The organism is Mesorhizobium sp. M7A.F.Ca.CA.001.04.2.1 (genome assembly GCF_003998485.1).
GTDB lineage: Bacteria > Pseudomonadota > Alphaproteobacteria > Rhizobiales > Rhizobiaceae > Mesorhizobium > Mesorhizobium ciceri.
Genome location: NZ_RZQT01000028.1, coordinates 1 through 23,345 on the forward strand (window position 1 = coordinate 1; position 23,345 = coordinate 23,345).

Annotated in this window: 22 protein-coding genes and 1 pseudogene; 9 read left to right on the forward strand and 14 right to left on the reverse strand. The window is 63.8% G+C overall.

The features are described from left to right. Positions 1–46: 46 nt before the first annotated feature. The 7 genes from eutB to EN955_RS11600 all read right to left on the reverse strand — a co-directional run bounded on the left by eutB (position 47) and on the right by EN955_RS11600 (position 6,571). A complete protein-coding gene (gene eutB, locus EN955_RS11570; protein WP_164756388.1) occupies positions 47–1,039 on the reverse strand; it encodes a hydroxyectoine utilization dehydratase EutB in 993 nt (330 codons plus the stop codon). 9 nt (positions 1,040–1,048) lie between these two features. After that, positions 1,049–1,825, reverse strand: coding sequence for an ectoine utilization protein EutA (gene eutA / locus EN955_RS11575; RefSeq protein WP_024502313.1), 777 nt, complete (start codon positions 1,823–1,825; stop codon positions 1,049–1,051). A 3-nt stretch (positions 1,826–1,828) separates the two neighbouring features. Beyond that, positions 1,829–2,488, reverse strand: coding sequence for an ectoine/hydroxyectoine ABC transporter permease subunit EhuD (gene ehuD, locus EN955_RS11580; protein WP_024502312.1), 660 nt, complete (start codon positions 2,486–2,488; stop codon positions 1,829–1,831). Between the two features lie 34 nt (positions 2,489–2,522). After that, positions 2,523–3,182, reverse strand: a complete 660-nt coding sequence (ehuC, locus tag EN955_RS11585; protein WP_013530328.1) for an ectoine/hydroxyectoine ABC transporter permease subunit EhuC — start codon at positions 3,180–3,182, stop codon at positions 2,523–2,525. 146 nt (positions 3,183–3,328) lie between these two features. Then, positions 3,329–4,180, reverse strand: coding sequence for an ectoine/hydroxyectoine ABC transporter substrate-binding protein EhuB (gene ehuB / locus EN955_RS11590; RefSeq protein WP_013530327.1), 852 nt, complete (start codon positions 4,178–4,180; stop codon positions 3,329–3,331). Between the two features lie 87 nt (positions 4,181–4,267). Continuing rightward, the gene (gene ehuA / locus EN955_RS11595; protein ID WP_024502311.1) at positions 4,268–5,059 is read right to left on the reverse strand and encodes an ectoine/hydroxyectoine ABC transporter ATP-binding protein EhuA; all 792 of its coding nucleotides are present in this window, start codon (positions 5,057–5,059) and stop codon (positions 4,268–4,270) included. A gap of 126 nt (positions 5,060–5,185) precedes the next feature. Then, entirely contained in the window at positions 5,186–6,571 is a 1,386-nt protein-coding gene (locus EN955_RS11600; protein WP_024502310.1) for a PLP-dependent aminotransferase family protein, read from the reverse strand. An 82-nt stretch (positions 6,572–6,653) separates the two neighbouring features. Between EN955_RS11600 and EN955_RS11605 the strand changes: the two genes are divergently transcribed. The 4 genes from EN955_RS11605 to EN955_RS11620 all read left to right on the forward strand — a co-directional run bounded on the left by EN955_RS11605 (position 6,654) and on the right by EN955_RS11620 (position 11,293). After that, on the forward strand, positions 6,654–7,145 hold the full coding sequence (locus EN955_RS11605) for an Lrp/AsnC family transcriptional regulator (RefSeq protein ID WP_013530324.1): 492 nt from the start codon (positions 6,654–6,656) through the stop codon (positions 7,143–7,145). A gap of 130 nt (positions 7,146–7,275) precedes the next feature. Continuing rightward, positions 7,276–8,769, forward strand: a complete 1,494-nt coding sequence (locus tag EN955_RS11610; protein WP_024502309.1) for an NAD-dependent succinate-semialdehyde dehydrogenase — start codon at positions 7,276–7,278, stop codon at positions 8,767–8,769. 32 nt (positions 8,770–8,801) lie between these two features. Then, positions 8,802–10,181, forward strand: coding sequence for an aspartate aminotransferase family protein (locus tag EN955_RS11615; RefSeq protein WP_024502308.1), 1,380 nt, complete (start codon positions 8,802–8,804; stop codon positions 10,179–10,181). An 8-nt stretch (positions 10,182–10,189) separates the two neighbouring features. After that, positions 10,190–11,293: an alcohol dehydrogenase family protein gene (locus tag EN955_RS11620; protein WP_013530321.1), complete on the forward strand. Its 1,104-nt coding sequence runs from the start codon at positions 10,190–10,192 to the stop codon at positions 11,291–11,293. Positions 11,294–11,305: 12 nt separating this feature from the next. Here EN955_RS11620 and EN955_RS11625 read toward each other — a convergent pair whose 3' ends face one another. The 3 genes and pseudogenes from EN955_RS11625 to EN955_RS11635 form a co-directional block, all read right to left on the reverse strand. Then, positions 11,306–12,352, reverse strand: coding sequence for an ornithine cyclodeaminase (locus EN955_RS11625; protein ID WP_024502307.1), 1,047 nt, complete (start codon positions 12,350–12,352; stop codon positions 11,306–11,308). A 28-nt stretch (positions 12,353–12,380) separates the two neighbouring features. Beyond that, positions 12,381–12,785 (reverse strand): FMN-binding negative transcriptional regulator, encoded by a 405-nt coding sequence (locus EN955_RS11630; protein ID WP_338101304.1) that lies wholly within the window; start codon positions 12,783–12,785, stop codon positions 12,381–12,383. 1 nt (position 12,786) lies between these two features. Further along, positions 12,787–13,155: pseudogene (locus EN955_RS11635) on the reverse strand (FAD-dependent oxidoreductase); the annotation flags it as partial. Positions 13,156–13,300: 145 nt separating this feature from the next. Here EN955_RS11635 and EN955_RS11640 point away from each other — a divergent pair. Genes EN955_RS11640 through EN955_RS11655 form a run of 4 tightly spaced genes read left to right on the forward strand, consistent with a single transcriptional unit; the run spans position 13,301 to position 16,969 of the window. Continuing rightward, on the forward strand, positions 13,301–14,239 hold the full coding sequence (locus EN955_RS11640; protein ID WP_024502304.1) for a MurR/RpiR family transcriptional regulator: 939 nt from the start codon (positions 13,301–13,303) through the stop codon (positions 14,237–14,239). After that, entirely contained in the window at positions 14,236–14,883 is a 648-nt protein-coding gene (locus EN955_RS11645; RefSeq protein ID WP_013530318.1) for an isochorismatase family cysteine hydrolase, read from the forward strand. Before EN955_RS11640 ends, EN955_RS11645 begins: the two co-directional genes overlap by 4 nt. Continuing rightward, the gene (locus EN955_RS11650) at positions 14,880–16,202 is read left to right on the forward strand and encodes a glutamine synthetase (RefSeq protein ID WP_024502303.1); all 1,323 of its coding nucleotides are present in this window, start codon (positions 14,880–14,882) and stop codon (positions 16,200–16,202) included. Before EN955_RS11645 ends, EN955_RS11650 begins: the two co-directional genes overlap by 4 nt. Further along, positions 16,202–16,969, forward strand: coding sequence for an N-formylglutamate amidohydrolase (locus EN955_RS11655; RefSeq protein WP_024502302.1), 768 nt, complete (start codon positions 16,202–16,204; stop codon positions 16,967–16,969). The genes EN955_RS11650 and EN955_RS11655 overlap by 1 nt, the downstream gene beginning before the upstream one ends. Positions 16,970–17,149: 180 nt before the next feature. Here EN955_RS11655 and EN955_RS11660 read toward each other — a convergent pair whose 3' ends face one another. From EN955_RS11660 to uxuA, 4 genes are all read right to left on the reverse strand, one after another. After that, positions 17,150–18,169: an NADP-dependent oxidoreductase gene (locus EN955_RS11660; protein WP_024502301.1), complete on the reverse strand. Its 1,020-nt coding sequence runs from the start codon at positions 18,167–18,169 to the stop codon at positions 17,150–17,152. A 25-nt stretch (positions 18,170–18,194) separates the two neighbouring features. Continuing rightward, complete coding sequence (locus EN955_RS11665; protein ID WP_013530314.1) at positions 18,195–19,517, reverse strand: LLM class flavin-dependent oxidoreductase; 1,323 nt, start codon at positions 19,515–19,517, stop codon at positions 18,195–18,197. Positions 19,518–19,852: 335 nt separating this feature from the next. Next, positions 19,853–20,872: an isopenicillin N synthase family oxygenase gene (locus EN955_RS11670; protein ID WP_024502300.1), complete on the reverse strand. Its 1,020-nt coding sequence runs from the start codon at positions 20,870–20,872 to the stop codon at positions 19,853–19,855. 316 nt (positions 20,873–21,188) lie between these two features. Beyond that, positions 21,189–22,373, reverse strand: coding sequence for a mannonate dehydratase (gene uxuA / locus EN955_RS11675; RefSeq protein ID WP_013530312.1), 1,185 nt, complete (start codon positions 22,371–22,373; stop codon positions 21,189–21,191). A 99-nt stretch (positions 22,374–22,472) separates the two neighbouring features. Between uxuA and EN955_RS11680 the strand changes: the two genes are divergently transcribed. Continuing rightward, positions 22,473–23,258, forward strand: coding sequence for a glucose 1-dehydrogenase (locus tag EN955_RS11680; protein WP_024502299.1), 786 nt, complete (start codon positions 22,473–22,475; stop codon positions 23,256–23,258). Positions 23,259–23,345 lie beyond the last annotated feature (87 nt).

The window sequence follows — 23,345 nt, forward strand, 5'->3', positions numbered from 1 at the left end:
GTCACGATCGCGCGCAATTCTTGCTCGGTGAGGATCGTCATCCGGCTCATGCGGCGTGCTCCTTGAGCGATGGCGCCTCGCCGCAGACGATCCTGCGGTGCGCGTCCATATCGATGTTGCGGCCGGAGAGAAGCACGACCACCGGCCCGTCCGACCTGACCTTGCCGGCGAGCAGCGCGGCGATGCCGACCGCGCCGGCGCCCTCGACGATTTCGCGTTCGCGCGCATAGGCGTGACGGATGCCGGCGGCGATCTCGTCCTCGCTAAGCAGGACGATACCATCGAGCAGGTCGCGGCACATGGCGAAGGTCAGCCGGTTGTCGAGGCCGATGCCGCCGCCGAGCGAATCCGCCAGCGTCGGCAATTCTTCCACCAGCACCGGGCGGCCGGCATCGAGGCTGGCCTTCATCGCCGCGCCACGCGCCATCGAGACACCGATGATCTTTGTGCCGGGGCTGACGCCTTTGATGGCCGCGGCAACGCCTGAGGCGAGCCCGCCACCCGACAACTGCACCAGGACGAGGGCGGCATCCGGGACCTGTTCGATCATCTCAAGCCCGAGCGTGCCTTGCCCGGCGACAATGTCGGGATGGTCGAAGGGCGGCAGCATAACCAGCCCCTCTTGCGCCACCAGCCGATCGACCTCCTGCTGGGCTTCGTCCTGGCTGTTGCCGATAATGCGAACCTCCGCGCCCAGCCGGCGGATCCCGTCGAGCTTGTTTTCAGGCACCAGCCGCGACATGCAGATCACGGCGCGCATGCCCTCAAGCTTCGCCGCATGCGCCAGCGCGCGGCCGTGGTTGCCGGTCGAGGCCGCGACCACGCCACGCGCCTTCTCCGCGGTGCTGAGCGAAGCGACGGCATTCGAGGCGCCGCGCAGCTTGAAGCTGCCGGTGGTCTGCCGGTGTTCGAGCTTGAGGTGGACGGGGACGCCCAGCCCTTCGGAAAGAGTTTGGGACAGCACGGTCGGCGTGCGCTCGACCTTGCCGGCAATGCGCTCATGCGCGGCGCGAATGTGCTCAAGAGTGACCTGTGTCATGATCATCAATCAGGCGGCAAATGGCTGCGTCATCAGACGGCCGAATTCGGGACGCGGCGTGTCATCTCCGCACAGCCGCAGACAATTCCAGGCGGTCGCCTGGTTGCTGGTCACCACGGGACGTCCAATAGTTTTTTCCATGCCGGTGACCGCGAGGGCGCTACGCAGCGCCGTGCAGGACACGAACAGCGCATCGGCGCTGGCGTCGGTCGCCTCACGCGCCAGTTCGACAAGCGTTGCCGGTGCGATGCGCGCCATCTCGCGGTCGTCCTCGAAACCGAGGCAGGTGAAGCTGACGATCTCGAAGCCGTGCGCCGCGAAATAGGCGGCCATCGGCCTGGATGTCTCGACCGTGTAGGGAGTGAGGATGCTGATCTTGCTTGCGCCCAGCGCACGCAGCCCGCGCACGCCCGCCATCGGCGGGGTGATTATCGGCACGCCCGGCTTTGCGACCTGGATCGCCGCCTCGATCTCGGCATCGCCGATCACCACCGAGGCCGAAGTGCAGGAATAGCAGACGGCATCGAGTGGCTCATCCGGCAGGATCAGGGCCGCGCCCGCCGTCAGCGCCGGCTGCATCTTGCGCAGGTTTTCGGGCGTCGTCGGGTTGGCATAGGGAATGCGCGCGACATAGACGCCGACGCGTTCGCTCGCCACCATGCGGCGGAAATCCGGTTCGCTGGTGTGGTCGGTGGCCAGGATGATCAGGCCGACGCGCCGCTCCAGCGGACGCGCATCCAGTGCCGGCCGTTTCGGATACACCTTGATCTCGGGCAAGGGTTTCATCGGCTACCTCTCGATCTTGCCGTAGCGGCGTTCCAGCCAGCGCAGCAACACGACCGAAAACAGACTGATGACCAGGAAGAAAGCACCGACCAGGGTGATCGGCTCGATATAGCGATAGTAGGTGTTGGCGACGCTTTTGGCCTGGTTCATCAGTTCCAGCACGGTGATCGCCGACAGCAGCGGCGTTTCCTTGAACATGGCGATAAAGTAATTGGCGAGCGCCGGAATCATCGGTGGGATAGCCTGCGGAACGATGATGTGGGTCCAGGTCTGACTGGCGCTCAAATTGCACGCCTTGGCGGCCTCCCATTGGCCGCGCGGCACATTGTCGATGCCGGCCCGATAGACCTCGGCCGTATAGGTGCCGTAATGCAGCCCGAGCCCGATGACACCGGCGACCAGCGGCGGCAGCAGGATGCCGATGTCGGGCAGCACGTAGAAGATGAAATAGAGCTGCACCAGCAGCGGCGTGCCGCGGATGAATTCAGCCGCCCAGCCGACCGTGCGCGACAACGCCTTGTTGGGCGAGCGGCGCGCCAGCGCAATGCCAAGCCCGACGATCGCCGCCAGCACCGAGCCGAGCAGCGTCGCCAGGATGGTGATCTTCACGCCCTGGATCAGCGTTGGCATGATTTCCCAGACGAAATTCCAATCCCATTCCATCAGTAGGCCCAATTTATCAGAAGGGAGTTGGCCATCAGGCACGCACCCCGTCGAGGCCGCGCGCCATGCGTCGTTCCAGCGAGCGCACGCCCCACGAGATGAGCAGGGCGAGGATGAAATAGATGATCAGGATGGTGGTGAACGGCACCAGGGTGTTGCCGGTCTGGGCGCGCACCACCTGCGCCTGGAAGGTCAGGTCGGTGAGCGAGATCAGCGACACCACGGCGGTCGCCTTGAGCAATTCGATGGCGTTGTTGCCAAAGGTCGGCAGCATCACCAGCAGCGCCTGTGGCAGGATGATGTGGCGCATGCCTTGCCAGCGGCCGAGATTGAGCGCTGTGCAGGCCTCATACTGTTCGCGGCCGATCGACTGGATGGCACCGCGCACCACTTCGGCGGCGTAGGCGCCGACATTGAGGCCGAGCGCCAGCACGCCGGCCTGCAACGGGGTCAGCGAAATGCCGATGAAGGGCAGCACGAAATAGGCCCAGAACAACTGCACGAAGATCGAGGTGCCGCGGAAGAACTCGATGTAGGCGGTGGCCAACCAACGCAGCGCAAAGAAGCGCGACACGCGCCCCATGCCGGCGAGGAAGGCCATGATCAGCGCCAGCACCGACCCCATCAGCGTCAGCTCGATGGTGACAAGCGCTCCCTGCAATATCAGGCCGAAATAGCCGGACCACTGGGTCATTCGGTTTCCAACGTTGGGTTTAGCATCTTCTCCCCGTTTACGGGGAGAAGATGCCGGCAGGCGGCGCGAACTTGCGAAGGTTTGGCGCCGCCCCTCATCCGTCACTTCGTGACACCTTCTCCCCGTTGAACGGGGAGAAGGAAGGATCACTTCGCCGCGCAGAGCTTGTCGCGGCTGGTCGACATCGCGGCTGCCGCCGAGAAGCCGTAGGGCTCGATGATCTTGGCGAACTCGCCCGATTTCTTCATCTTGGCCAGTTCCACATCGAAGGCGTCGCGCAGTGCCTCGTCGCCCTTCTTGAAAGCGGCGCCGTCGCAATAGACCGGTGCGCCCTGCACCGGAGCGATGACTTCGAGGTTCGGATCGTTGGCCTTCTTGACCAGATCATTGATCGACAGGACGGGCAGCGAATAAGCGTCGATGCGGCCATCCTGGAGCATCTTCACGCCACTCTGGCCATCCGGCACGACGATGACGCGATCGCGTGGCACGCCGGCATTGAGCGCGAGCTTCTCCTCGGTGCCGCCGCCCGGCGCGCCGATGGTCGCAGTCGTATCCTTGGCGACATCCTCATAGCTCTTGAAACCCTTTGGATTGCCTTTCTTCACCAGCATCGCCTCGGCGTCGCACAGCACGGGTTCCGAATAGGCGACCGCAGCACAGCGCTCCGGCTTCATGAACAGGCCGGCGGTGACGACATCGAAGCGACCGGCCTGCAGGCCGGGGATCATGGCGCCATATTCGGAGATCGAAGCGGCAACGTCGGCGACGCCGAGCCGCTTGAATATCTCGCGGGCCACATCAGGCGCGGCACCCGAAACCTTGCCGTCGGCGGCGACCGCCGTATAGGGCGGCTCGTTGGCGATGGCGAGGCGGGCGAAACCTTGCGCCTTGAGCTGCTCGAGCTTGCTGTCATCGGCCGAACCGGGGATCGAGGCGGCCAGCACCGCCGTCAGTGCAAGACCGGCAACGCCGGCCAGAATGCCAAGTTTGTTCATTGTTCCCAACTCCTTGTTTCTTGTCTTGCTTTGTTGCATGGCGGCCCTCGCCGCCTCGGGACGACTTCGTCGCCCTGGGCATTGCGGTCAGACCCGATGTCCGGCCGCGATGATCTTCTTCAGGAAACCTTGCGTGCGCTCCTGCTTGGGATTGCGGAAAATCTCGTCCGGTTTGCCTTCTTCGACGATCCTGCCGCGATCGAAGAACAGCACCCGGTCGGCGAAATCATGGGCAAAGCCCATCTCGTGGGTGACCAGCAGCATGGTCATGTCGGTCTCGGCGGCGAGCTTGCGCATGACGTTCATCACCTCCTCGACCAGCTCTGGATCGAGCGCCGACGTCACCTCGTCGAACAGCATGATCTTCGGCGACAGCGCCAGCGCCCGAGCGATCGCCACGCGTTGCTTCTGCCCACCGGACAGCTGCGCCGGCATGTTCTTGGCCTTGTCGGCCATGCCGACCATTTCGAGCAGTTCCATCGCCCGCCTTTCGGCGGCGGCACGCGGCGTGCCCTTGGTCAGCATCGGCGCCAGCGTGACATTGTCCATGACGCACTTGTGCGGAAACAGGTTGAACAGCTGGAACACCATGCCGATCTTCTGGCGCATCCTTGTCAGATGCCGCTCATCGGCGGGCAACAGCTGGCCATTGCGCTCCATGTGATAGAGCTGCTCGCCGTCGATCTGGATATGACCGCCATCGATGCGCTCAAGCGTCATCAGGATGCGCAGGATCGTCGTCTTGCCCGAACCCGACGGGCCGATCAGTGCCAGCTTCTCGCCGGGCATGACTTGCATCGACAGGCCGTCCAGCACCTTGAAGCTGCCGAAGCTTTTCGAGATGCTGTCGATCTTGATGATGGGCGCTGGTGCGGACAAATGTATTTCCCCGTGCTGGAGAAGCCTATACCCCTTAACGATGCGGAACGCGCCAAATCATGTCAATTGGGAAAATAATATCATGACAATTATTCTGATTCCGCACAATTTCCGGGCAAACCGGACCTAGATTGCGAGCAGCAGATGCTCCGGATCGCCAAGCAGCAGCTTGGTGACAACGCCGAGGCCGGCGCGCAGTTCCCCCTCGGTGGTCGAACCCAGCGAGATACGCACCGCCGGGTGCCAGGGCGCACCCGAAATACGGAAGGATGTTCCGGGCGCGATAGCCACGCCTTGCAGGCGGGCCTGGGCGACAAAGCTTTCCTCGGCACGGTCCGCGGGCAGTTGAAGCCAGACATGCAGCCCGTCTCGCCGGGCGCGATAGTCGACCCCCGCCAGCACCTGCGCTGCAATATCCTGCCGGCGCCGCAAAGCCGCGCGCTGCCAGTGGACAAGCTCCATCGCCGTGCCGTCGGTCACCCATTTGGTGGCGATCTCGGCCACCAGCGGCGTCGCCATCCAGTTCGAAACCAGATGCCGGTTGGCGACGGCGGCGACGTAGCGGTCGGGTGCGGCCAGATAGCCGATGCGCAGGCCGGGCACGGTGATCTTGGTGAAGGAGGTGACGTAGAGCGTGCGCTCCGGCGCGAACGCGGCAACCGGCGGCGGCCGGTCTTCGACCAGCGGACCCAGCACATCGTTCTCGATAATGGCGATATCGTGCTTGCGCGCGACCGCCGCGATCTCTTCTCGCCGCCGCGCATCCATCAGCGTCACCGTCGGATTGATGACCGAGGGCTGAACGAAGACCGCGCGGATGTCGGAAAGCCGGCAGGCCTCGTCCAGCGCTTCCGGAATCAGGCCGTTGTCGTCGATCGGCAGGCCTTCCAGGTTGAAGCCGAGATAGCGTGCCAACGGCACCAGCGTATGGTGGCCGATCGCCTCCGTGGCGACCGTAGAGCCCGGCGGCGCGACGCTCATCAGCGCCACTGTCATGCCGGCGGTGGCGCCGTTGGTCAGGCTGACGTTCTGCGGCGATGCATCGAGGCCGCACAGTCTCAACCATTCGACGGCGACGGCGCGGTGGCGGGGAAACACCATGTTGGGCCGGAACGAAAGTGCTGAACTCGACGGCAGGTTCTCAGCCAGCCATCCCAGTGCCTGCTTCAGCCGCTCAAGATGCATCGGCTCGCAGACCGGTTTCAGGATCGAAAGGTCGATGACTTCACCGAGCCGCTCCGGCAGATAGGGCGGCTCGGGCTCGCGGCGCTGCGTCTGGACGAAGCTGCCGCGGCCGATCTCGCCCGAAATCAGGCCGCGCCGGATCAGTTCCTCATAGGCGCGGCTAACCGTCTGCACCGAAAGCTTGAGGTCGTCGGCCAGCCTGCGATGGGTCGGCAACCGCGCGCCATTGGCAAGGCGTCCGTCATGGATGGCGCGCGCGAACTGGTCGGCCAGCGACTGATAGGCCGGCCGCCGGATAAGCGCGGGATCGGGTTGCCACAATGTCATGACTTATTAGAGATCGAAATCAGTGCAATTGACAATCGAAATAATGCGCCGTCATGGTATTCGGACGAAAAAGTGAGCCCTGATGACATCAGCGAAACTCGACCCGATCGACCTGAAAATCCTCGACGCCATCCAGCGCGACGGGCGCATCACCAAGCTGGCGCTGGCCGAGCAGGTCGGCCTGTCTCCGACGCCGTGCTGGATGCGGTTGCGCAAGCTGGAAAAGGCCGGCATCGTCTCGGGCTATCACGCCAGGATCGCCATGCGCGTCGTGGCACCCGTTGCCACCGTGCTGATGGAGGTGACGCTGGCAAACCACCGCCAGGCCGATTTCGACCGCTTCGAGCGCGTTATACGCGATGTTCCCGAGATCGTCGCCTGCTGGTCTGTCGGCGGCGGCGTCGACTATCTGTTGAAAGTAATGGCGCGCGACATCGACGCCTATCAGCGGCTGGTCGATGGGTTGCTGGACCGCGAGATCGGCATCGATCGCTACTTCACCTACATCGTCATCAAGACCGTGAAGGACGAGGTGGCGCTGCCCATCGCAGAGCTTTTGCCGGCGTCGTCATAGGAGCGGAGAGATTCTCTCGCCGGGCAACCCGATAGAGAGAGTCTCTCTACGTCAGGACTTCCAAACAGCCTCTCTATCTGCATCGGGCGGATAGTCTTCCCTTATCAGTCCGAACCGGGAGGCTTTGACCATGTCCGCGCATTTCGCCCGCTCGCATCGCCATGAAGCGCTCGACGGCCTCGCCGACCGCCGGCTGCTGCGCGAACTCGCCTATGTCGATGGCCACTGGACCGCAAGCGAGGCTGCCGAAAGCTTCGAGGTCACCGATCCGGCCACCGGCACGACCGTCGCTTTCGTCGCCGCGCTCGATGGCCGGCAGACGACAAAGGCGATCGATGCCGCGGCGCGCGCCTTCCCGGCCTGGCGGGCGCTGTTGCCGCAGGAGCGCTCGAAAATTTTACGAAAATGGTTCGAGCTGATCGTCGGCGCCAAGGATGATCTGGCTCTGCTGATGACGCTTGAACAGGGCAAGCCACTGCAGGAATCGCTGGGCGAGATCGACTACGCCGCCTCCTTCGTCGAATGGTATGCCGAAGAAGCAAAACGCCTGAACGCCGAGAGCGTCACCAGCCATCTGCCGAACGCCGAGATGATGGTGCGGCGCGAGCCGCTCGGCGTCGTCGGCGTCGTCACGCCGTGGAATTTTCCGTCGGCCATGCTGACCCGTAAGGCAGCCGCCGCCCTTGCCGCCGGCTGCACCATCGTCGCGCATCCGTCCTCGGAAACGCCGCTGTCGGCGCTGGCGCTGGCCGAACTTGGCGAGCGCGCCGGCCTGCCCGTGGGCGTCTTCAACATCGTCACCGGCAAGGCTTCGACGATCGTTGGCCGGATGTGCGATGATCCGCGCGTGCGTGCCATGAGCTTCACCGGCTCGACCGAGATCGGCCGGCTGATCGCCGCCCAGAGCGCGCCGACCATGAAGCGGCTGGTGATGGAGCTTGGCGGTCATGCCCCGCTGATCGTCTTTGCCGATGCAGATCTGGACAAAGCGGTTGATATCGCCATCGACGCCAAATTCGCCACGTCGGGCCAGGACTGCCTCGCCGCCAACCGCATCTACGTCCAGCGTCCGATCTACGATCGGTTCTGCGCCGCCTTCGCCAAGCGCATCGAGACGCTGCGGACCGGCAATGGCCTAGCCGAGAAGATCGACATCGGGCCGCTGATGCATGAGCGCGCCATCAAGAAGGTGGAGGAACAGGTCGCCGATGCCATCGCTCACGGCGCGCGCTGCCTCACCGGCGGCAAGCGGCACCAGGCCGGCCCGCTGTTCTACCAGCCGACGCTGCTGGCCGATGTCAGTGACGAAGCGCTGATCATGCGCGAGGAGACGTTTGGCCCGGTTGCCGCCGTGACGCCGTTCGACAGCGAGGATGACGTGATTGCCCGCGCCAACGCCACCGAGTATGGCCTCGTCGCCTATGTGGTGACCGAGAATGGTGGCCGGCAGCAGCGCATGGGCCGCGCGCTCGGCTACGGCATGGTCGCCATCAACCGCGTCAAGATCACCGGCGCGCCGATCCCGTTCGGCGGCGTCAAGCAATCGGGCATCGGGCGCGAAGGCTCGCGCCACGGGCTCGAAGCCTTCACCGATCTGAAGTATCTCTGTCTGGACGTCGCCTAGGTTCGTCCTGCCATCCCTCAAGGAGTTAAAAAATGCTCGACCAGTCCAACGAACTCGCCGCCTGGGATCGCGACCACTTCTTCCATCCCTCGACCCATATGGGCACGCATGCGCGGGGCGAAAGCCCGACACGCATCATGGCCGGCGGTCAAGGCGTCACCGTGTGGGACAACAATGGCAGGAAGAGCCTCGATGCCTTCGCCGGGCTCTATTGCGTCAATGTCGGCTACGGCCGCCAGAAGATCGCTGACGCCATCGCCGCCCAGGCGAAGAACCTCGCCTATTACCACGCCTATGTCGGCCACGGTACCGAGGCCTCGATCACGCTGGCCAAGATGATCATCGATCGCGCGCCGCAGGGCATGTCGCGGGTCTATTTCGGCCTCTCCGGTTCGGATGCCAACGAAACCAACATCAAGCTGATCTGGTACTACAACAACGTGCTCGGCCGGCCGGAGAAGAAGAAGATCATTTCGCGCTGGCGCGGCTATCACGGCTCGGGCGTGATGACGGGATCGCTGACCGGGCTCGACCTGTTCCACAACGCCTTCGACCTGCCGCGCGCGCCGATCCTGCACACCGAGGCACCCTACTACTTCCGCCGCGCCGACCGCTCGATGAGCGAGGAGCAGTTTTCGCAGCATTGCGCCGACAAGCTCGAGGAGATGATCCTGGCTGAGGGCCCGGAAACCGTCGCTGCCTTCATCGGCGAGCCGATCCTCGGCACCGGCGGCATCGTGCCGCCGCCGGCCGGCTATTGGGAAAAGATCCAGGCGGTGTTGAAGAAGTACGACGTGCTTCTGGTCGCCGACGAAGTGGTGACGGGCTTCGGCCGACTGGGCACCATGTTCGGCTCCGACCATTACGGCATCAAGCCGGACCTGATCACCATCGCCAAGGGCCTGACATCGGCCTATGCGCCGCTGTCGGGCGTCATCGTCGCCGACAAGATGTGGCAGGTGCTGGTTGAGGGCTCCGACAAGCTCGGTTCGCTCGGCCATGGCTGGACCTATTCGGCACATCCGATCTGCGTTGCCGCCGGCGTCGCCAATCTCGAGCTGCTCGACGAGATGGATCTTGTGACAAATGCCAAGGAGACCGGCGCCTATTTCCGCGCCGAGCTGGCCAAGGCGGTCGGCGGCCACAAGAATGTCGGTGACGTCCGCGGCGACGGCATGCTGGCAGCGGTGGAATTCGTTGCCGACAAGGACGACCGGGTGTTCTTCGACGCTTCGCAGAAGATCGGACCGCAGGTGGCGACAGCGCTTGCCGCAAGCGGCGTCATCGGCCGCGCCATGCCGCAGGGCGACATTCTTGGCTTCGCGCCGCCGCTCTGCCTGACCCGCGAGGAAGCCGACATCGTCGTGTCGAAGACCGCCGATGCGGTCAAGAGCGTGTTTGCCAATCTCTGAGATCGACTATGAATGCCATGACCAGAACCCTCCCCGCCACCATGGCCGCCGTGCTGCTTGTCGGGCACGGCGGGCCGGAAAAACTCGTCTACCGTAGCGATGTGAAAGTGCCCGCGCCTGCGCCAGGTGAAGTGCTGGTCAAGGTCAGCGCTTGCGGCATGAACAACACCGATGTCTGGGTGCGCCAGGGCGCCTATGGCACGGAAGAGGATGCGGCTGCCGTGTCGACATGGCGACGCCAGGGCAACACGCTTGTTTTCCCGCGCATCCAGGGCACCGACACCGTCGGTACCATCGCCGCCGTCGGCGAAGGCGTGTCGCCGGAGCGTATCGGCGAACGGGTGATGGTCGATTTCTCCATCTACAATCGCGACGACGATTCGCTCGCCGACATCGACTATATGGGCCACGGCCGCGACGGCGGCTATGCCGAATATCAGGCCGTGCCGGCCGAGAATGCGCATGTCGTCGATACCGACATGAGCGACGTCGAACTCGCCACCTTCTGCTGCGCTTACCTGACCGGCGAACAGATGCTGGAGCGCGCCGGCTTGAAGGCCGGCGAGCGCGTGCTGGTCACCGGCGCCTCGGGCGGCGTCGGCTCCGGCATCGTACAACTGGCACGAGCGCGCGGCGCCATTCCCTATGCCGTCGTCGGCAAGGGCAAGGAACAGGCGGTGCTGGACATCGGCGCCGAGGCGGTCATCACCCGTGGCGTCGCAGACCTGCCGCAAGCCGTGATTGAAGCGACCGGCGGCCAACCGATCGACGTGGTGGCCGACCTGGTCGGCGGCGCGATATTCAACGACCTCTTGCGTATTCTCAGGCCCGAAGGCCGCTACACGACCGCGGGCGCGATTGCCGGTCCGGTCGTGCAACTCGATCTCAGGACGATGTATCTCAAGCAGTTGCAGTTGCATGGTTCGAGCCAGGGCACGCGCGCGGATTTCCGTCGCATCGTTGGTTACATCGAGGCGAAGAAAATCCGGCCGCTGGTCGGTGGCGTCTACAAGCTCTCCGATTTCCACCATGCGCAGGCGGATTTCATTGCCAAGGATTTCGTCGGCAAGCTGGTGGTGGTGCCGGATGCCATGTGGGGTTCGGCTGGCTGAACACTCTATGCCTCAACCCTGCTGGGCCGCCCTCAACAGCATGCCGAACAGGTCGCGCGGTTCGTCGGGGTCGGCCAGCATGTCGAGTTCCTGGTAGAGGCCGGTCGACTTCAGCTGATCCCTGACATAGCGCAGCGCCGAAAAATCCTCGATGGCGAAGCCGACCGAATCGAACAGCGTGATCTGGCCGGAATCGCGCCGGCCTTGCACGGCGCCTGACATCACCTGCCACAGCTCGATCACCTCATGATCCGGCGCAAGCTGCTGGATCTCGCCCTCGATGCGGGTCTGCGGCGGGTATTCGACGAAGATGTCTGAGCGCAGCAGGATATCGCGATGCAATTCGGTCTTGCCGGGACAGTCGCCGCCGACCGCGTTGATGTGCACGCCGGAGCCGACCATGTTGTCGGTGAGGATGGTGGCGTACTGCTTGTCGGCGGTGACGGTGGTGATGATGTCAGCCCCCTCGACCGCCTCCTGCGCGGTGCCGCAGGCGACCATGTCGAAGCCGAGACCGGCGAGATTGCGGATGCATTTTTCGGTGGCCGAGCGGTCGATATCGTAAAGCCTCAGCCTGTCGACGCCGAGCAGCGCCTTGAAGGCCACCGCCTGGAATTCGGCCTGGGCGCCGTTGCCGATCAGCGCCATGCAGCTGGAGCCGGCCGGCGCCAGGTACTTGGCGGCCAGAGCCGACATCGCCGCCGTGCGCAGCGCCGTCAGGATGGTCATTTCGGACAGCAATACCGGGTAGCCATTGTGGACGTCGGCGAGCATGCCGAAGGCGGTCACGGTCTGGCGTCCCTCGCGCATGTTCTTGGGATGGCCGTTGACATATTTGAAGCCGTAGACCTCGCCGTCGCTGGTCGGCATCAGTTCGATGACACCCTCGGCGCTGTGCGAGGCGACGCGCGGCGTCTTGTCGAACAGCTCCCAGCGGCGGAAATCATCCTCGATGTAGCCAGCGAGTTCGACGAGGAAGCGTTCGACGCCGATCTTCAGCACCAGCTTCATCATATGGTCGACGCTGACGAAGGGCACGATGTTGAGATTGGGGATCATTGTTCTTTTCCTTGCCGCATGCAGGCGGTCAGTCCTGGCGATGCGCGTTGTGCGCCTTCATCATCGTTGCCAGCGCCGGATCGTTTTGCTCCAGCACCCTGATGGCTCCGCCTGTGTCGTAGAGGCGCTCATCCTGGCCCATCTTGAACTTGGCTTCGAGCCGCCCGATCGGCAGGTCAAACCCTATGATACCAGGTATGCGCCGCTCCATGCCGCCTGGTCCGAGCTCACGCATGCGCCAGCGATCGTCGCGATCCTTCTCCAGCACGTCGACAAGCTGCAGGAGATGCCGGGCGGTGCCGTGATCGTCGAGCGGCACCGGATGCCCATGACAATGCACGACGGCAAAGTTCCAGGTCGGCGCGCTGTCGCGCACCGCATTGCGCGGATACCAGGACGGCGACATTGTCCAGGGCAAAGCCCGGTGCGGCATCGGCAAAGGCCTGCGGCGACAATGTCTCGATGCGCGCGCCCTCGCCGCGGATGCGTTCGGCTGCCGACGTCCAGCTCGCCTTGTTGTCGTTGCCGCAGACCCACATCATGCCGATTTCGGTGACAAAGGATCCTTCGCCAGCGATTTCGGGCAGCGACACCAGGATCTCTCGGCCACGGATGGATAGCTGCGACAGTTCCGGCATCAGGTAGAAGGCGTGCAGCAGCGCCGACGATTTGCCCGACGGGCCGCCGGCGGGATGGGTCTGCTCGACCAGCGTGACCTTCACACCGGCTTTGGCCAGATCATAAGCCGCGCTCGATCCGACAATACCGGCACCGACGACGATGACGTCGCTTCCATTTCGCATGGCTGTTCCCCACAGTCTCTTGGCTGCTTTTCGACAAGGTAGGGCCAGCGATCGCGCAATGTCAACATCTCTTCATTGTTGACCGAGATTTAAATCTCTGTAATAAACTCGACAAAACAAGAGAACACGGATTCCGGGGAGGCCCATGGCGATACGCGATGTTCTGATGCGCGGGGATCTTGCGCTGACGCCGTCGGAGGAGAAGATCGTCCGACTGCTGTTGACGGACTATCCGACCTCCGGCCTCGGCACCGCCTCATCGCTCGCCCGGCGCGCTGGCGTCAGCGATCCAACCGTGGTGCGGCTGGTGATGAAGCTCGGCTATGAAGGGTTTCCGGATTTCCAGGCGAGGCTTTTGGCCGAAGTCGAGGCAAGACTGCACTCGCCGCTGCTGATGATGGAGGCCAAGCGGCAGAGCGGTTCCAACGACAGCGCCGTGCTGGCCTATCTCGATAGCGTCACCACGGCCTTGCAGAAAGCCACCGCCGCGACACCCGTCCAGACTTACGAGCGGGCGGCCCGCTTGCTGATGGAGGCCAAGGGCGAGATCGTGCTGGTTGGCGGCCGGTTCAGCCGCCACATCGCCGGCATGCTGGCCGGCTATCTCGTGCAGTTCCGCTCCGGGGTTCGCGATCTCGGCGTGCTCTCTCCGCAGATCTTCGACACGCTGGCCGACCTCGGCCGGCGCGACGTGCTCGTCGTCTTCGACTACCGCCGCTACCAACTCGATGTGATGGCCTATGCAAAACAGGCGGCGGCGCTCGATGTGCGCATCGTCCTGTTCACCGACCAATGGCTGTCGCCGATATCAGATCTCGCCGAAGTCACCATCGTCAGCCCGCTCGAAGTCGCCTCACCTTACGACACGCTGGCGCCGGCGATCGCACAGATGGAAGCGTTGGTCGCCCATATCGTTTCGACGCTGGGCGACGAGGCCCGCGCCCGCATCGAGCGACTCGAAAAGGTGCGGCATGCCAATGCCGTGACGCTCGACAGCGAACCGCAAGAGAACGGCGCGCGCAAGACACCCGGCCCCCGCAAGACACCGGGACCCAAATCAGCAAAGCAGGACGACAAAGCATGACCCAGGCCCTACCCAAACGAGACGAAGCCTTCCGTGCCGGCGAAACGGCACTGCTGCTCGTCGACATGCAGCGCATCTGGCTGGAGCCGGGCGCCGATCCGTCGCATCCGGAACGTGGCCCCGATCATTATTTTTACCGGCAGACATCCTCGCAGACGATCCCCAACCAGGAGCGCCTGCTGGCGGCGGCGCGGGCCAATGGCGTCGAGGTGCTGCACACCATCATCCAGAGCCTGACCGAAGACGGCCGTGAGCGCTCGCTCGACCACAAGCTGACACCGATCCATGTTGCGCCCAGTCTCCCCGAAGGACTGCCGGTGGCATCGCTGGCGCCGGTTGGCGACGAGATCATGCTGCCGAAGACGTCGTCGGGCATCTTCAATTCGACCAATGTCGACTATCTCCTCAAGAACCTCGGCATCCGCTATCTCGTCGTGGTCGGCGTGCTGACCGATCAATGCGTCGACATGGCGGTGCGCGACGGCGCCGACCGCGGCTATCTTGTCACCTGCGTATCGGATGCCTGCGCCACCATCACCCAGGAACGCCACGACATCGCGCTCAAGGCCTTCGGCGGCTACTGCTGGGTGGCCGACACCGACACGGTCGTCGACCGCTTCAACGCTTTGGGAAAACCGGCATGACATCGACTGTCGAGCCTCTGGTTGCCGTCGTCACCACGGATCTCTCCGCCGTCACGCGGGGCCGTTTCGTTGCCGAAAGCAAGTTGCAGAAGACCGCCACGACCGGCGTCGGTTGGCTGCAGGCCAATCTGTCGCTGACACCGTTCAACTCGATCGTCGATCCCAACCCCTGGGGCTCGTCGGGCGACCTGCGGCTGATCCCCGATCTCGAGGCGCGCTTTCGCACTACACGCACCGGATCGGCAACGCCATTCGATATGGTCGCCGGCGACATCGTCGAGCTCGACGGCAGCCCATGGCTCGGCTGCACCCGCACGATGCTCAAAGACGCGCTGGCCGATTTGAAAGCCGCAACCGGCCTGTCGGTCATCGCCGCCTTCGAGCATGAATTCAACGTCGCCGACGGCGGCTTCGCACAGGCGCATTCAATGTCTTTCGCCGCACTGCGCCGCGCCGATCCTTTCGCGCCGAATCTGATGGCGGCGCTCGAGGAAGCCGGCGTCGTGCCCGAGGTGGTCATCGCCGAATTCGGCGACGAGCAGTTCGAGGTGACGCACGAGCCGGCGGACGCGCTGACGGCGGCCGACCGCGCCGTCGCCATCCGCGAAATCACGCGCGAGTTGGCGCGCAATGCCGGCTGGCGTGCGAGCTTCGCCCCCAAGACAGCGCCAACCGCCGTTGGCAACGGCGTCCACATCCATTTCAGCTTCGTCGACGAGGCCGGCAAGCCGATGACTTACGATCCGGCACTGGCGGGCGGCCTTTCCGCCAAAGCGGGCGCCTTCTGTGCCGGCGTGCTGCGCCATCTGCCTGGGATGACCGCCATGACGGCGTCGAGCGTGTCGTCCTTCTACCGGCTGAAGCCGCACAGCTGGAGTTCTTCCTACACCTGGCTTGCCGACCGCGACCGCGAGGCGTCGCTGCGCATCTGCCCGACGGTGACGATCGGCGGACGGGATCCGGCGCGGCAATACAACATCGAATACCGGGCCGCCGACGCCACCGGCAATCCCTATCTGTCGCTGGCGGCGATCATCCGCGCCGGGCTGGAAGGGCTGAAGGCGGGCCTGCCGTCGCCACCTTTGGTCACCGGCGACCCGACACTGATGAGCGAGGCGGAGCGGGCAAGTCTTGGTCTGGTGCGCCTGCCCGAAACCCTGCCCGCGGCACTGGACGCGCTGCTGGCCGACGGCACCGTGACGGGATGGTTCGCGCCCGTCTTCATCGAAACCTTCGTCGGCCTCAAGCGACATGAAGCCGAGCGTCTTGCCGGTCTCGATCCGGCCTCCATCTGCGATCTCTACCGGACGCTCTATTGATGACCGCAGTGACAAAAAAAGATTGGCCCGAGGCCGTCGAGGCCCTCAACGAGCACGGCCGTTCCGATATCGTGCTGTTGTGCGAGCATGCGTCCAACCACATGCCGGTCGAGTATCGACAGCTTGGCCTCGATGCCCACCATCTGCAGCGCCACATCGCCTGGGATATCGGCGCCGCCGAAGTGACCCGCCTGCTGTCGTCGAAGCTCGATGCTCCGGCCTTCCTCAGCGGCTATTCGCGGCTGCTGATCGACCTCAACCGGCCACTGGGCACGCCAGGCAGCATTCCGGTACTGTCGGAAGACACCGACATTCCCGGGAATGTCGGCATCGATGCGGCGGAGCGGACCCGGCGCGCCGAGATCATCTTTTCGCCGTTCCATGACCGGGTGACCGCTTATCTCGACCGCCGGGCACAAGCAGGCCGGCAGACGCGGATCGTGACGATCCATTCTTTCACGCCGGTCTTCCTCGGCGTCAGCAGGCCCTGGCATGCCGGCGTGCTGCATGACCAAGCAAGAGGTCTCGCCGAAGCGATCCTTTCGGGCCTGCGCACCGATGCGGCGCTCAATGTCGCGGCCAACGTGCCCTATGTGATCAGCCGCGACGCCGACTACGCCGTGCCCATTCATGGCGACGATCGCGGCATCGCCGCCGTCCTCGTCGAGATCCGGCAGGATCTTTTGTCGACACGGTCCGGCATCGAGGAATGGGCGGACCGGCTGGCGGCGGCACTGCCGGCACTCGAGACGGAAACCGTGCCGTGAGCAATCCAAGCGAGCGCGACGCCGCGACCATCGCCCAGATCGGCAAGTTGCGTTTCTCGCCGCTCAACGTCATCGGCGGCCGGGGCAACCGGCTGATCGGCGGCTGCTGGCAATCACGTCCCGCGGCCACGGCTGCGGCAGAAATTACCCAAGCAGCCCCGCCTGATCGTTGCGCGGCATCTATTCCGCGATACGCACGATCAGCTTGCCGAAATTCTTGCCATCGAGAAGGCCGAGAAAGGCCTGTGGTGCATTTTCGATGCCATCGACGATATCTTCCCTGTAGCGGACGCGGCCGGACGATATCCATTCGGCCATCTCACGATAGAAGGCCGGGCGCTGGTCGACAAATTCACGCTGGATAAACCCCCTGATCGTCAGGCTGCGGTGCAGCACTTGCTGCATCAATACCGGCAACCGGTCGACGCCGGCATCCGCGATGACGTTGTACTGCGCGATCAGCCCGCAGACCGGCACACGCGCAAATTCGTTCAGCAGCGGAAACACCGCGTCCCAGACAGGACCACCGACATTCTCGAAATAGATGTCGATGCCACCGGGGCAGGCTGCCTTCAACTGCTCGGCAAAATCATCGGCACGGTGATCGACGACCGCATCGAAGCCGAGTTCGTCTCGCACGAAGGCGCACTTGTCGGCACCGCCGGCAATGCCGACGGCACGCGCGCCCTTGATGCGCGCGATCTGGCCAACGGCCGACCCGACCGCGCCGCTGGCGGCCGCCACGACGACCGTCTCGCCAGGCTTCGGCTGCCCGATGGTGAGCAGACCGGCATAGGCCGTGAAGCCCGGCATGCCGAGCACGCCAAGCGCCGTAGTGATGGGTGCCGCAGCGGGATCCAGCTTGCGCAGCCCGACACCGTCGGACAAGGCAAAACTCTGCCAGCCGGAATGGGACAACACGATATCCCCTTCGGTAAATTCCGGGTGGCGAGAGATCACGACGCGCGCAACGGTACCGCCTTCCATCACGCCGTCGACGTCGACGGGCCTGGCATAGGATTTCGTAGCGTTCATGCGCCCGCGCATATAGGGATCGAGCGACAGATAGAGGATCTGCAGCAGCAGTTCGCCCTCTCCCGGCTGGACGACATCAACCGTCTCGATGCGGAAATCATCCGGCTTTGGCCGGCCTTGTGGCCGCGCCGCGAGCACGATGCGGGTGTTGGACTGGATCGACATCGAAAATCTCCCTGCGAAGAAGGCTCTACTCGAAAAACCGGTTGGGCGGACGCTTCAGGCCGAGATTCTCGCGCAGTGTCGACCCTTCATATTGCCGCCTGAAGATCCCTCGCCGTTGCAATTCCGGCACCACCTTCTCGGCAAAATCATCGAGCCCGGCGGGCAGGTATGGAAACATGATGTTGAACCCGTCGGAACCCTCGCCGATCAGCCATTCCTCCATCTCGTCGGCGATTGTTTCAGGCGTGCCGACAAAAGCAAGGCCGGAATAGCCGCCCAGCCTTTGCGCAAGCTGCCTGACGGTCAGGTTCTCCTCGCGTGCCAGTTCGATGACGCGCTCGCGGCCACTCTTCGAGGCATTGGTCTCGGGGATTTCGGGCAAGGGCGCGTCGGGATCAAAACCGGACGCGTCATGTCCGATGGCGATCGACAGCGAGGCGATGCCGCTCTCGTAGTAGACGAGACTGTCGAGCTTCGCCCGCCTGGCCTGCGCGTCCTCGACGCTGTCGCCGACAACGACAAAGGCGCCGGGCAGGATCTTGATGTCGTCACGCGACCGGCCAAGCCTTTCCGCACGGCCTTTGACGTCGGCGAAGAAGCGCTGCCCGGCCGCGAGATCGGCATGGGCGGCGAAAATGACCTCCGCTGTCTCCGCCGCCAGTTGGCGTCCTGCCTCCGAGGCGCCGGCCTGCACGATGACCGGCCAGCCCTGGATTGGCCGCGCGATGTTGAGTGGGCCGCGCACCGAGAGATGCTCACCCTTGTGGTCGAGCACATGCAGCCTGGCCGGGTCGAAATAGAACCCGCTTTCGGCGTCGCGGATGAAGGCATCGTCGGCAAAGCTGTCCCACAGGCCGGTGACGACATCGTAGAATTCCCGGGCCCGCCGGTAGCGCTCGTCATGCTCGACATGCTCGTCGAGGCCGAAATTGAGCGCCGCATCCGGATTGGACGTGGTGACGATGTTCCAGCCGGCGCGTCCGCCGCTGATATGGTCGAGCGAGGCGAAGCGGCGGGCAACATGATAGGGCGCGTCGAACGTCGTCGATGCGGTGGCGACCAGCCCGATATGGTCGGTGACGGCGGCGAGCGCCGACAAAAGCGTGAACGGCTCGAACGAGGTGACCGTGTGGCTGCGCCGCAGCGCCTCGATCGGCATGTTGAGAACGGCCAGATGGTCGGCCATGAAGAAGGCGTCGAACTTCGCCGCCTCCAAGGTCTGGGCGAAGCGCTTCAGATGCGCGAAATTGAAATTGGCGTCGGCATAGGCGCCCGGATAGCGCCAGGCGCCGGTATGCAGGCTGACGGGGCGCATGAAGGCGCCGAGGTGCAATTGTTTTTGTGTCATGAAAGTCGTTTCGACCGATCGATACAGTCGAGCACTAGCGCTCGAATCCTAAACTCAGGATCGGACGGTCCGCGCAACTCGGGAAGATATCCTGTTCCTCCACACCGGCCTTTTGCAGCATAGGTTTTGCGCTGTCCGGGACCAGGACAAAAAATGGCCGGGCTCGAATGCGGCCCGGCCAAAAGAAGGTTTGAACCTTCAGAGGGGAACACCGTCCAGCGGAATGGGAGGAAACCGCTAAACGATTTTACCTTTTTGCGCCTATCTCGAAGCCTTGGCGACGAATGGCATTCCAAAAAACATATGAAACGGCAAAAATTCGTGCAGAGCTGAGTTCACGAAGCCGCCGCTCCGGCCTCGAGAAGATCGGCATAGTGGCGGCGTGCCACGTCGGGATGTGAACGCAGTCGGCTTTTGAGCACATTGGTGCCGACATCGCGAAACAACGGATTGTCCGGATCGCTTGCCGGCCCGCGCGCTTCGGCCGCCAATTCCTCGGGCAGGGTCAGAAGCGGTATGGTCGCGTCCAGCCGCGCACTGAAGAAGAAGGGAACGGAGATCCGCTCGACGCCGGCAGGCGGCGTCACGACGCGGTGAACGGTGGCACGCAAATACCCATTCGATGCCAGTTCGAGCAGTTCGCCAATGTTGACGACCAGCGTTCCAGGGAGCGGATCCACATTCACCCAGCTTCCGTCATATTCGACCTGCAGGCCCTTGTTGTCGTCCTGCAGCAGCAGGGTGAGGAAACCGCCATCCTTGTGCGCGCCGACGCCCTGGTCGCCTTCGGTCGCGTCACGGCCGGGATAACGGACGATCTTCATGCGATGGTTGGGCGAGTCCCGATAGATCGCGTCGAAGGCGTCCTCGGGCTGATCGAGCGATAGTGCGAAGGCTTTCAGCAGCCGAATGGCCACCGCGGTCGCCTTGGCCTGCCATGCAAGCAGTGCCGGCTTGAGCTCCGGCAGTGCAGACGGCCACTGGTTCGGCCCCTGCAGCCGTGTCCACGGTGCAATTCCAGGTCCCTGCGCTACGGGCTGGCGCTCGACGCCGATGTCGAGTTGCTCACGCCAGTCGGCCGCGCCCTTGGTCAGTTCGCCGCCGGCGCGGGTGTAGCCGCGAAACTGCTGGGATTTGACCATTTCGATGGCCAGCTTGTCGGCCTCCGGCAACGCGAAGAACCGTCGCGAGGCATCGAGCACGTCGTCGATCTCCGGGGCGGAAATTCCGTGGCCGCTGAGATAGAAGAAGCCAACGTCCCGGGCTGCCGTACGCAGGTCCAGGAGAAAGGTACGATACTCGGACGCACCTTGTTCGAGGCGGCTCAGGTCAAGCACCGGCACAATTCTGGGCATGGTCAGCTTCCTTCTTTTCTCTGCCCTGGCTTAGGAGAAGTAGAAGCGACCACCGGCAAGAGCTTCGAGCATGAATGCATCTCAAAGTGACACGCAAGGCGTGCCGATCAAAGCAACAGGAAGTCCAATCCGGGCCGGATGGAAGAACGTCAGCGCTGCATATTATGACCTGTCGGCAAATAATTTCCCAACAAGTGCTTTACCCGCCATGCCTCTCGTGGACCGCACTTTCCAGTGCGACAGCGTATAAGTCGCAGCGGAAGCGCAATCGCGCGTGATCGTCTGTAAATCCCGCCAGCCGACCGGCAGGACGGCTTCAAGCCAGCTCGAACCGCTCGATGGCGCGCATGATGCCGCGCAGCTCGGCGAGGCCCTTCAGCCGGCCGATCAGCGAATAGCCGGGGTTGATCCTGGTCTTGCCGATGTCGTCGGCAAGCAGATGGCCATGGTCTGGTCGCATCGGAATGCGCCAGTCGGCACGGCCTTCCCTGCGACGGCGCGCCTCTTCCTGCATCAGAGCGAGGATAACATGCGCCATGTCGGTGCCGCCTTCGAGATGCTCGGCTTCGTAGAACGAGCCGTCATCCTCGATGGTGATGTTGCGGAGGTGGACAAAGTGGATGCGGTCGGCGAATTCCTTGACCATGGCGACGATGTCATTGTCGGCGCGCGTGCCATAAGAGCCGGTGCAGAACGTCAGGCCGTTGGCGGGGCTGTCGACGGCGTTAAGGATGAAACGCGCATCCTCGGCTGTCGAAACGATGCGTGGCAAGCCATAGAGCGAGAAGGGCGGGTCGTCGGGATGGATGCACATGCGCACCCCCTCCTCTTCGGCCACCGGAATGATCTCGCGCAGGAACCAGGCAAGGTTTTGGCGCAGCTCCTTTGGTCCGATCGCATCGTAGTCCGCCAGGGCCTCGCGAAAACTGTCCCTGTCATAGCTGCGCTCGGTCGCCGGCAGGCCGGCGATCAGGTTGCGTTCGATCCTGTCGATCGCTTCGCTGCTCAATTCCTTCAGCCGCGCTTCCGCTTCGGCGATACGGGCAGCGGTATAGCCGGCTTCGGCATTGACGCGCTTCAGCACGAACAGGTCGTAGGCTGCGAAATCGATGGCGTCGAAACGCAGCGCATAGCCCGTCGTCGGCAGCCGATAGGCGAGATCCGTGCGGGTCCAGTCGACCACCGGCATGAAATTGTAGCAGACCGTCGCAATGCCGGCCTTGGCGAGCGCGCGGATTGAGTCGCGATAGTAGCCGGCGTAGCGCTCGCGTTCCGGCGCGCCGATCTTGAAGGAGTTGTGGACCGGAATGCTCTCGACCACCGACCATGTCAGGCCGGCGGCCTCGATGACACGCTTGCGCTCCAGAATGCTCTCGAGCGGCCAGGCGCGCCCGTCATAGATATCGTGCAAGGCGCTCACCACGCCGGTCGCACCGGCCTGCCTGACATGATCGAGCGTTACCGGGTCGTTTGGTCCATACCAGCGCCAGCACTGTTCCATTGCCGCTTCCTTCTGCGAGAGGATGGCAACCTATTGTTGGACCACAATGGGTGTCAAACTAGGAACCGGTTTCGGACAGCGAATGAAGGAGTTTTCCCAATGAAGGATTTGGACGGCAAGGTTGCCTTGGTGACGGGGACGACCGGGATTGGCCTCGCAACCGCCAGACGCCTCGCTGCAGGGGGCGCTGCGATCATCGCCTGCGGCATCGACCGCGCGGCCAACGCTGCGTTGAAAGCGGAACTGGAAAGCTCCGGAGCCGGGGCGCTGGTCATAGGCGCCGACGTCTCGGTGCCCGATCAGGTTCGCGACGCGGTCGCGGCCGGCGTGGAGCGGTTCGGCGGCCTCGATATCGTCGTCAATTCGGCGGCGGTGCATCCGTACGGAACCGCCGTCAGCACCGATTTCGAGACCTGGAACAAGGCGATGTCGGTCAATGTCGGGTCGATCTATCTGACCGCGCATTTCGGCATCCCGGAAATGGTCCGCAGGGGCGGCGGCGCCATCGTCAACGTCGCTTCGGTGCAGGGCTTTGCCTGCCAGCAAAACGTCGCCGCCTATGCCACCACCAAGGGCGCCATCCACACGCTGACGCGTGCCCTGGCCCTCGACCATGCGCGCTCCGGCATCCGCGTCAATTCCGTCAGCCCCGGCTCGATCCGCACCCCGATCCTGGAGAAGGCCGCCCGCGGCGAGAACGGCACGGACGCCGATGTCGAGGCCGCCTACAAGCGCTTCGGCGAAGCGCACCCCATCGGGCGCATCGGCGAGCCGGAGGAGGTGGCCGAACTTATCGCTTTCCTGTGTTCGTCGAAGGCCGGCTTCTGCACTGGCGCGGATTACAAGATCGATGGCGGCCTGACCGCCGGCATCGGCGTGAAGTAGATCGCGAATGGGGCCTGGCCTTTAGCGGGAGCGGCCGGCATCCGACAATTGGTTTGCCGAATTCTTGCAGATCAATGCTCAAGCAAA